Source organism: Pseudoalteromonas sp. NZS37 (assembly GCF_015864265.1).
Lineage (GTDB): Bacteria > Pseudomonadota > Gammaproteobacteria > Enterobacterales > Alteromonadaceae > Pseudoalteromonas > Pseudoalteromonas arctica.
The window spans coordinates 119,518-127,841 of record NZ_JADYXL010000011.1; the positions used below are offsets into that span (position 1 = coordinate 119,518).

At 37.3% G+C, this 8,324-nt stretch carries 6 protein-coding genes; 2 read left to right on the plus strand and 4 right to left on the minus strand.

The window, feature by feature from the left end:
* Window positions 1-178 precede the first annotated feature (178 nt).
* The 4 genes from I6F47_RS17775 to I6F47_RS17790 all read right to left on the minus strand — a co-directional run bounded on the left by I6F47_RS17775 (window position 179) and on the right by I6F47_RS17790 (window position 5,542).
* Entirely contained in the window at window positions 179-469 is a 291-nt protein-coding gene (locus I6F47_RS17775; RefSeq protein ID WP_007585474.1) for a hypothetical protein, read from the minus strand.
* A gap of 601 nt (window positions 470-1,070) precedes the next feature.
* Entirely contained in the window at window positions 1,071-3,881 is a 2,811-nt protein-coding gene (locus tag I6F47_RS17780; RefSeq protein ID WP_197184281.1) for a PAS domain-containing hybrid sensor histidine kinase/response regulator, read from the minus strand.
* Entirely contained in the window at window positions 3,874-4,482 is a 609-nt protein-coding gene (locus I6F47_RS17785) for an isochorismatase family cysteine hydrolase (protein WP_197184282.1), read from the minus strand. The genes I6F47_RS17780 and I6F47_RS17785 overlap by 8 nt, the downstream gene beginning before the upstream one ends.
* Window positions 4,483-4,504: 22 nt before the next feature.
* The gene (locus tag I6F47_RS17790) at window positions 4,505-5,542 is read right to left on the minus strand and encodes a response regulator (protein ID WP_169043882.1); all 1,038 of its coding nucleotides are present in this window, start codon (window positions 5,540-5,542) and stop codon (window positions 4,505-4,507) included.
* Window positions 5,543-5,799: 257 nt separating this feature from the next.
* Here I6F47_RS17790 and I6F47_RS17795 point away from each other — a divergent pair, with 257 nt between their 5' ends.
* Window positions 5,800-6,063: a GrxA family glutaredoxin gene (locus tag I6F47_RS17795; protein WP_007585470.1), complete on the plus strand. Its 264-nt coding sequence runs from the start codon at window positions 5,800-5,802 to the stop codon at window positions 6,061-6,063.
* A gap of 160 nt (window positions 6,064-6,223) precedes the next feature.
* Entirely contained in the window at window positions 6,224-8,089 is a 1,866-nt protein-coding gene (locus tag I6F47_RS17800; protein ID WP_007585469.1) for a DEAD/DEAH box helicase, read from the plus strand.
* Window positions 8,090-8,324: the final 235 nt, after the last annotated feature.

Below are 8,324 nucleotides of genomic sequence, written 5' to 3' on the forward strand. Positions count from 1 at the left end.
AAGGATTAGTAATTGAAGATGAGTATAAAGAAAGGCTGGATAAAACTAATTTAGTTACGCACAGCTTGAATTAAAAAGCGTACACGTAATTTTAAAGCTAGGGAGAAAAAGTTAAAACGGTGATAGGAAACATAAAAAAAACGCAGGCAACAATAAATAGTTACCTGCGCAAAAGTCTCTAGTTTGAAAGAGTGTCGTTATTTTCGTTTTTAGGGGCTGTTACATGTTGTGCATAGTTAGTATTTTGCGAGTCAAACGTATTACTCATCGACTGTGCATTTTCAACATCAGCTTGTGTAAAAGTAATCGGCTGTATGTCCGTTAACGGCTCTACAGAATCGCTACCGCGCAGAACTGTAATACCTATTACTAAGGTAGCTACAAGCAAAATAGACAAAACCATGATTTCAGGTGTAAGTACCCAATTATTACTTTTAGGTTGTTGTTTGGCTTTTGTATTTGTTTGCATATTGCACCTCTTAAAAATTTAACTAAATTGTCTTGATTTGATATTTAATATGTTGCGAAAGCCATGCCAACTAAACAAAAACAAACGAAAGATAAAATAAACAACAAAATCAAAGTATTAAAAAAATTAAAAATGTAATTTAGAATCCAAAAATAATTCGTAACGTTGTATTTTTATTTTGAATTGCAATTTGCGAATCAAATTGAAAAACTATAATAAAAACACTCATTAAATACTAAAAAATAAATTTAACTTACTCCTAAAATACTAGGTTAATTTCTTCGTTTATCAAGTTTTATGCAACACAAACCCACTTTTTATATTAGGGTCTGTTGATCTTTGCGGATTAAAATTTGTTCAAACTAGAGGCGGTTTAATCGCGGCGCGAGGTTTGTAACCTAGCGGGCTAAGTAAAACCGAGCAACAAAGAGTAAATAGCCCCTAGGAAGAACCCTTTGGGCAGCGCCTGTTTGGCATTAATGCTACGTTATCGCCCATTTATGGGGAATAACCACACTGCATAGGCTCTGCCTGGCCTAAATACCAAACAGACTGCTGCAAATTTAACCCTGAAAGTTCAACAGACCCTGACCTTCATTGCTCAGCTTAGCTTTTCCCACACTTGCGCTAAACGAGTAAGCTTTAAATGTTTAGATTCAATAGCCTGCTTTGGTGCATATTTATCAAGCAATAAATAAAGTGTTTCACTTACAATTGGTTTAGCTAAGTAATCATTCATCCCCGCTTCTATAAATCGCTCTTTATCACCATGAATTGCATTTGCTGTGAGCGCTATTATAGGGGTGGCTATACCTAACTTTCTGATTGCTTTGGTTGCAGAGATCCCATCTAGTATTGGCATTTGGATATCCATAAAAATAATATCAATTTTATTGTTTTTAGCCTTCGTTATTGCCTCTTGCCCATCGCTAGCAATATATACCCGACAACCTTTTTGCTCTAAAAACTGTCTTATTACTATTTGATTATTAGTATTATCTTCAGCAACCAATACATTGGTCCCATTCAACTGAGTTAACCCTGAAGAGCTTTTTAAGGCTTCTTTTTGTTCACGATTAGTAAATATAATATCTAAATGAAATAACTGCTCTTCCAATAAACTAATTGCTCGCGGTACATGCGATACTTTAAAAGGGCCATTTAACCTAAGCTCTCTGTCGTTAAGATTTTGCGGTAATAAGCTTTCACCTAGTAAGTCTAAGATAAGTAAACACGGTGAATTAAGGGAGTTATATGTATTTATACACTCGCGTGTTTGGGCTAGCATTGGAGGATCAGTTAATACAATTGCATCAGGAAAACTATCATACTCAGGGATATCTGGGCATATTTCATAGTGCTCAAAAGCGATAGAAAACCGAGTGAGTGTGTGCTCCAACGCGGTTTTTAAAATTTGGTTATGTCCTACAATCCATACTCTTGGCTTTTTACTTCGTGCTGCAAACCCCTCTCGCAATATTGAGTCGGTTGTGTCTATTTTTAACGGGTAATTAACGATAAACTCACTCCCTTTATTGAGCTCAGAGTTAACCGAAATATCTCCCCCTACTACATCACAAATTTGCTTACATATCGCAAGGCCTAAGCCACTACCACCATGTTTTCGGGTAATTGAATTATCTGATTGAATAAAAGGCATAAACATACTTTCTATTTTATTTTTTGCGATTCCCATTCCAGTGTCTTTTACAGATATATAAAGGTTTAAATTATTACCTTCAATATGAGTGCACTTAACAGTAACCGTTATTACACCATGCTGAGTAAACTTAATCGCATTGGCTAATAAATTTATGACTATTTGCCTTATACGTACATGATCACCAATTACTTGAGCTGGTACATCAGGATAAAAATCAAAAACAACCTCAAGCCCTTTTTGCAAAGCACTTTGGGTAATAATATCTACAGCTTCCTCAATACACGTATCAATACTAAATGGCTGATTATCGAGTGTTATAGCTTGTGCTTCAAAACGCGAATACGTTAATACATCGTCCAATACACTCAGTAATGCATCAGAGCTTGTTTTAATCATTTGCGTGTAACGCATTTGCTCAGAAGTTAAACCGGTATGATGCAAAATATCTGCAGAGCCAATAACGGCATTTAATGGCGTGCGAATTTCATGGCTAATATTTGCCATAAATCGGCTTTTAGACTCAGCTAATGTTTCTGCCTGATGTTTAGCTTCAAGCAATATTTGCTCGCTTTCAATACGTTCTTGTATATCAACAAGTGTTGCGGCAATAGATAACAAATCGCTTTCGTAGCCACCCACAATGGGAGTAAGTGTCATTTCAACCCAATTATTTATGCCTTGTGCATTAATCAAACGTATATCAAAGCGACGTATATCACGCTTACCTTGTTTATAATCAAGCAAAGTGCTACAAATTTTTTCTACATCTTCTTTTGCTATAAACTTAATTATAGGTAAGCCAAGGCTCTCATCTACATTGCTGTGTAAGACGCGTTGCCATGCTTGATTTATAAATAATAAATTGCCAAATGTATCAAGGCGTAAAACAATATCAGGAATATTATCGACGACAGAGTGGTAGTTATATTCTATCTCTGCCATTGCTTGTTCAGCTTTAACTCGCTGCGTAATATTAGTTTCTATAGCGATAAAATGCTTTACTTTACCTTCATCATCTCGCACTGGGTTTGCATCAATAGCAACCCAATAAACGTTACCATTCTTATCATAATTTGTGGTTTCAACTTGAAAAGGAAGCCCATTTTTTACAGCGTGAGACATAACCTTACGACTTTTTTCACATGTTTTTGGCCCTTGTAGCAATTGACCTGGGCTAGTGCCTATAACCTCATCACAGGTGTAACCTGTAAGTACTTCAAAACTATTGTTAACCCACTCAATCACACCAAACTTATCTGTAATAATCACTAAGTTATTTGTATGGCTCGCAACAAGCGATAAGCGTTTTACATATTTTTGTTGTTGTGTGAGCAAAAATTGAGAATCTTTATGACGTTGAATGTCATAGAACGAGCCTATAAAGCCGCTTTTTTCATCATAAACTAACCTTAACTCAAACCAGTTCATGAGCCCGATGCTGCTTTTAATTTGTATTTCTACACTGGGAGCCTGCTTCCCTTCTAGTAAACAACAGCTGTATGCGACAAAATGCATAATATCATCGCAATTCATTAACTTAGTAATATTGGAGCCAATTAATGAATCGGTTGAGTAACCTAACTTCTTCTCCCAAGCTTCATTAATATAAGTAAAATTCAAATGTTTATCACACTCAAAAATACACTCATCTAAAATAGCTAATAGCTTTGCTTGACGTCGATTACTATTGGAAAGTTTTTCAACTAGTGCATATTGGATTTGAACTTGTAGCTCATCATTATTATTCATGATCTCTCCAATACTTTATAAAAGTATTACTCTGACAAACTCGTGCATAAAGAAGGGAAACCTTTTCACGGTAGAATGTTTGTTCAAAAGGAGTGCGTCTCGGTGTGCAGTCACTTAAAATAGTGGCATTAGAACCAAGTGCAACAGCAGTGCGCACAGTTGAATCAATACAGATAGAAGACACAGTACCCGCTAAAATTATATTAGTGGTCCCATGTTTTTTGATGTTTTCGGCTAAACCTATATGTGTAAAAGCATTTAAATTTCTTTTCCCAAATACCACCTCTATAATATTACTAAAAAGGTCTAGCTGCTTAATGGTTTGAGCACCGTACGAACCTGCTTTAAATGCCCCCACCGCAATGACTTTTAATATACCAATCGGATTTTTAAGCTCGCTATAGTTTTGCGTAAAGTGAATGGGTGTATTAATAACTAAAGCAAATTGCTCTGCGCAGAAGGTCAATAAATAGAGTGTATTTTCCCCCACGCCAGTAATTCTTGATGACTCTTCAACCTCGTCATACAAAATGCCTTTTGGCAAAAAGTAATTGTTTTGAAAACCAATTAAAATAGGTGCTGTCTTAGAGAAATCATCCATAACTCTCTCCTTATTAATCAATTTAAGAGGCTAACTGCCAAGGTTTAATAAATTTCTCAAGTACCGCTTTTGTCACTGGCTTCTGTAAATAGTGAGTAATTCCTTTATCAAACAACTCAGCTATTTGCTCATCGCCTGTTAACCCCGTTAAAATAACTTTAGGAGTATTGTTATTAGGTGTATTTTGCCTAACTAATTGCTGCGCCACATCGCTACCAAACATTCCTGGCATACGCTCATCTAAAAGTAGCAAGTCAAATGGTTCATTTTGAGCAAGTGTTAATGCACTGGCACCATTTTCTGCACACGTTACTAAGCAGCCCAGCATTTCAAGCATTACTTTTGTAGCAATTTGGCTCGGTAAGCTGTCGTCTGCTACTAATACCGATAAACGTGTTTGTGTGTGAAATGTTGTTAAAATAGTAATTAAGTCGGTATCAAAAAATGGCCAGCCTAATATTTTTTTAGATAGTTTATGAGCTTGGCTCAGCTCGTAAATGTCGTTAATAGAGCACAGCTTTATGTGTGTATTTAAGCTGTCACTATTTAATTTATCAATTAATGCGTTACCACTAAGATGGCGTAAATCCTCTAGCTGTGCAGACTCTCTAAGCGTGCTATTAAATAATTTAAAATTTAAACCAAAACGATCGTGAGTATTAGCTGACATTTTTAAACAGCTTTTGAGTAACGCTTCGCAATCAGTTAAAACGTCTACATTTTGTCTAACATCAAGCGCTAAACTAACAGACTCTTTAGTTGCTAAGAGCCCGTGAAAATCCAACGTGTTTACTTGTTCAGAATCATCAATCTGATAGTGAATACTAACTCCCTGAATATTTGCTTCGAGCGTCAATAAAAAGCACTGTTTTACTGCTGCTAGCGCCGGAGTAAGAAACGCCTCGCATTGTGCAATCATTTGCTCTGGCGGCATTTGCAAACAAACGTAGTTACATTGCAACTTGTTGATTAAGGTAATAGAGAATTTTTGACTTTGGGTTTCACAATATTTACCTATTACCCCTTGGATAATTTCTAAAACGTGACTATTAATATTCATAAAGCATTCTCGTTAACCCAATGTATAGCTCTACATCATCAAGTTATGTGCCATAAATTAATTCTTGTAAACACACTTGCATTCATAGACTTAAGTATTAGACAAACAGGGCTCTGGTTTTTCATTCGCATTTTGCAAATCATATTGCTATGCATAATATGATTTATGCTTTTATTAGAATGGTGCAATCGATTTTTTTCTCTTTAAATAATTTTCCATTCATTTAAACTGATATTAATCAAATTGAGGAGAAAGCTATGTTAACCGTAATTTTTGGCCGTGAAGGCTGTCCATTTTGTGTTCGTGCGAAAGATGTTGCTGAGCAATTATCAAATGAACGTGATGACTTTAAATTTCGTTACATCGACATAATTAAAGAAGGCATTAGTAAAGCCGACCTTGAAAAGTCAGCGGGTAAGCCTTGCCCTACTGTTCCACAAATTTTTGTAGACCAAAATCACATTGGTGGATTTACAGAATTTGAAGCTTATGCAAAAGAAAACCTAGGCTTGTATAAATAAGCTTTGTATTAAATATGTTAACCAGTTTAATAAACCCTACATTGAGCTGGTTAAATTTCGACCAACATCAAACACATACAAATTAGTTTCAATTTATACAAGCATTTGCCTCGCGAATCCTATATAATGCGCGCCTCTTTAAATTCGTTGAGGCGTATTAATGTCAGAACCAGTCACGTTTGAATCTCTAAATCTTTCTCCTGCAATTTTGAAGGCAGTTGAAGAGTTGGGTTACAAGACACCATCTGAAATCCAAGCTCAATGTATACCGTTATTGCTAGAAAGAAAGGACGTACTGGGACTAGCTCAAACGGGTACAGGTAAAACCGCAGCATTTGCACTGCCATTACTAAATAATATTGACCCGTCTGTGAAACAGCCACAGATCCTTGTACTCACACCAACACGTGAGCTTGCGATCCAAGTTGCTGAGGCATTCGAACAATATGCTAAACATGTTCGTGGTATTGAAGTATTGGCACTATATGGTGGCCAAAGCTACAGTATCCAATTAAGCGCACTTCGTCGTGGCGCTCAGGTTATTGTTGCAACTCCAGGTCGTTTAATCGATCACATTAACCGTGGCACTATCAAGTTTGATGCTCTACAAGCACTTGTACTTGATGAAGCCGATGAAATGTTACGTATGGGCTTTATCGATGATGTAGAAAGCATCATGGAAAAAACACCGCGCGAAAAGCAAACATGTCTTTTCTCTGCGACTATGCCTAAGCAAATTCAAAACATCAGCAGCAAGTATATGAACAATCCTGAACAGGTTCATATTTCTGCGCGTAACTCTACAGTATCATCTGTTGAGCAAGTGTTTTGGAATGCAAGCGTACATAAAAATAAAGCTATTGTTCGCTTCTTAGAAGCTGAACAGTATGAAGGTGCTATTGTTTTCGTACGTACGCGTAACGATACAGTACAACTTGCTGAGTTATTAGAGCGCGAAGGTTTCTCTGCTGCTCCACTTAATGGTGATATGAACCAGCAAGCACGTGAACGCACTGTAGAACGCTTAAAAAGCGGCATGCTAAATGTTGTTATTGCAACAGACGTTGCTGCTCGTGGTCTAGATGTTGACCGCTTAAGCTTAGTTATCAACTACGATATCCCACAAGATTCTGAAGCCTACGTTCACCGTATCGGCCGTACAGGTCGTGCTGGTCGTACTGGTAAAGCAATTTTATTCGTAAAACATAACGAACGTTATTTACTTAAAAATATCATTCGTCATACGAAGTCTGAAATTGCACAAGTTGAATTACCAACTGCAAAAATCGTTGAAGAAAAACGTATTGAAGCGTTACAAGCAAAATTAACTATTGCGCTTGAAAACAAAGATATTACATTCTTTAACGAGATAGCTACTAACATGGCTGAAAAACTTGAACTTCCTCTTGAAAGCTTAGCGGGTGCGTTACTGTGTTTAGCACAGCAACAGTCTCCAATTAAAGTTGAAGAAGTTAAGATTCAACCTCGTGAACGTAACGAGCGTAACGATCGCAACCCACGTAGTAACGACCGCAATGATCGCGGTGGTGACCGTGGACGTCGTAACGAACGTGGCGGCGAACGTGGTGGTGAACGCGCTGAGCGTAAACCTCGCGAACGTAACAGCCGTGATGCAGGCCCTATGGATACTTACCGTATCGAAGTAGGTCGTGAACACGGTGTTCAGGTTAAGAACATTGTTGGCGCTATCGCTAACGAAGCTGACATCTCAAGCAAGTTTATTGGTGATATTCGTTTACACGACAATCACAGTACGGTTCAATTACCGCAAAACATGCCTAAAGATGTACTTGATCATTTCCAAAAAGTGTTTATTTGTAAACGTCCTATGGGCTTAACAATTACACAAGATCAAGGCCCTGCTGAGCCACGTGCAGAACGCTCTGAGCGTCCAGCTGGTGACAAAAAGCGCACTTTTAGTAAAGATAAAGACGATAGCCAACGCGGTGATAAGCGTACTGGCCCTCGTAAAGAACGTCGCCCAGTAAGCTTCACAGCTAAATAAGCAACGACTCTTTAATAAAAAAACCTTGCCACGAAAGTGACAAGGTTTTTTTGTGTCTGTAACATGAGAAAACTAGTTAACCTGAACTCTGAATAATAAATCTCTTAACTAGAGTTCATATATGGTCTCCTCCAGTATTGCAAGGTGTCATTCAACGATAGCAGGGACAGGTTTGCTGTCATATATACGGTCTTTTAGTGAAGATTATTACTTCTGACCTTGATGTAATCCGCGC

Excerpts from the sequence above, each read along its gene's own strand:
- I6F47_RS17800 (WP_007585469.1), top strand. The coding sequence starts at position 6,224 with ATGTCAGAACCAGTCACGTTTGAATCTCTAAATCTTTCTCCTGCAATT.
- I6F47_RS17785 (WP_197184282.1), bottom strand. The coding sequence starts at position 4,482 with ATGGATGATTTCTCTAAGACAGCACCTATTTTAATTGGTTTTCAAAAC.
- I6F47_RS17780 (WP_197184281.1), bottom strand. The coding sequence starts at position 3,881 with ATGAATAATAATGATGAGCTACAAGTTCAAATCCAATATGCACTAGTT.
- I6F47_RS17775 (WP_007585474.1), bottom strand. The coding sequence starts at position 469 with ATGCAAACAAATACAAAAGCCAAACAACAACCTAAAAGTAATAATTGG.
- I6F47_RS17790 (WP_169043882.1), bottom strand. The coding sequence starts at position 5,542 with ATGAATATTAATAGTCACGTTTTAGAAATTATCCAAGGGGTAATAGGT.
- I6F47_RS17795 (WP_007585470.1), top strand. The coding sequence starts at position 5,800 with ATGTTAACCGTAATTTTTGGCCGTGAAGGCTGTCCATTTTGTGTTCGT.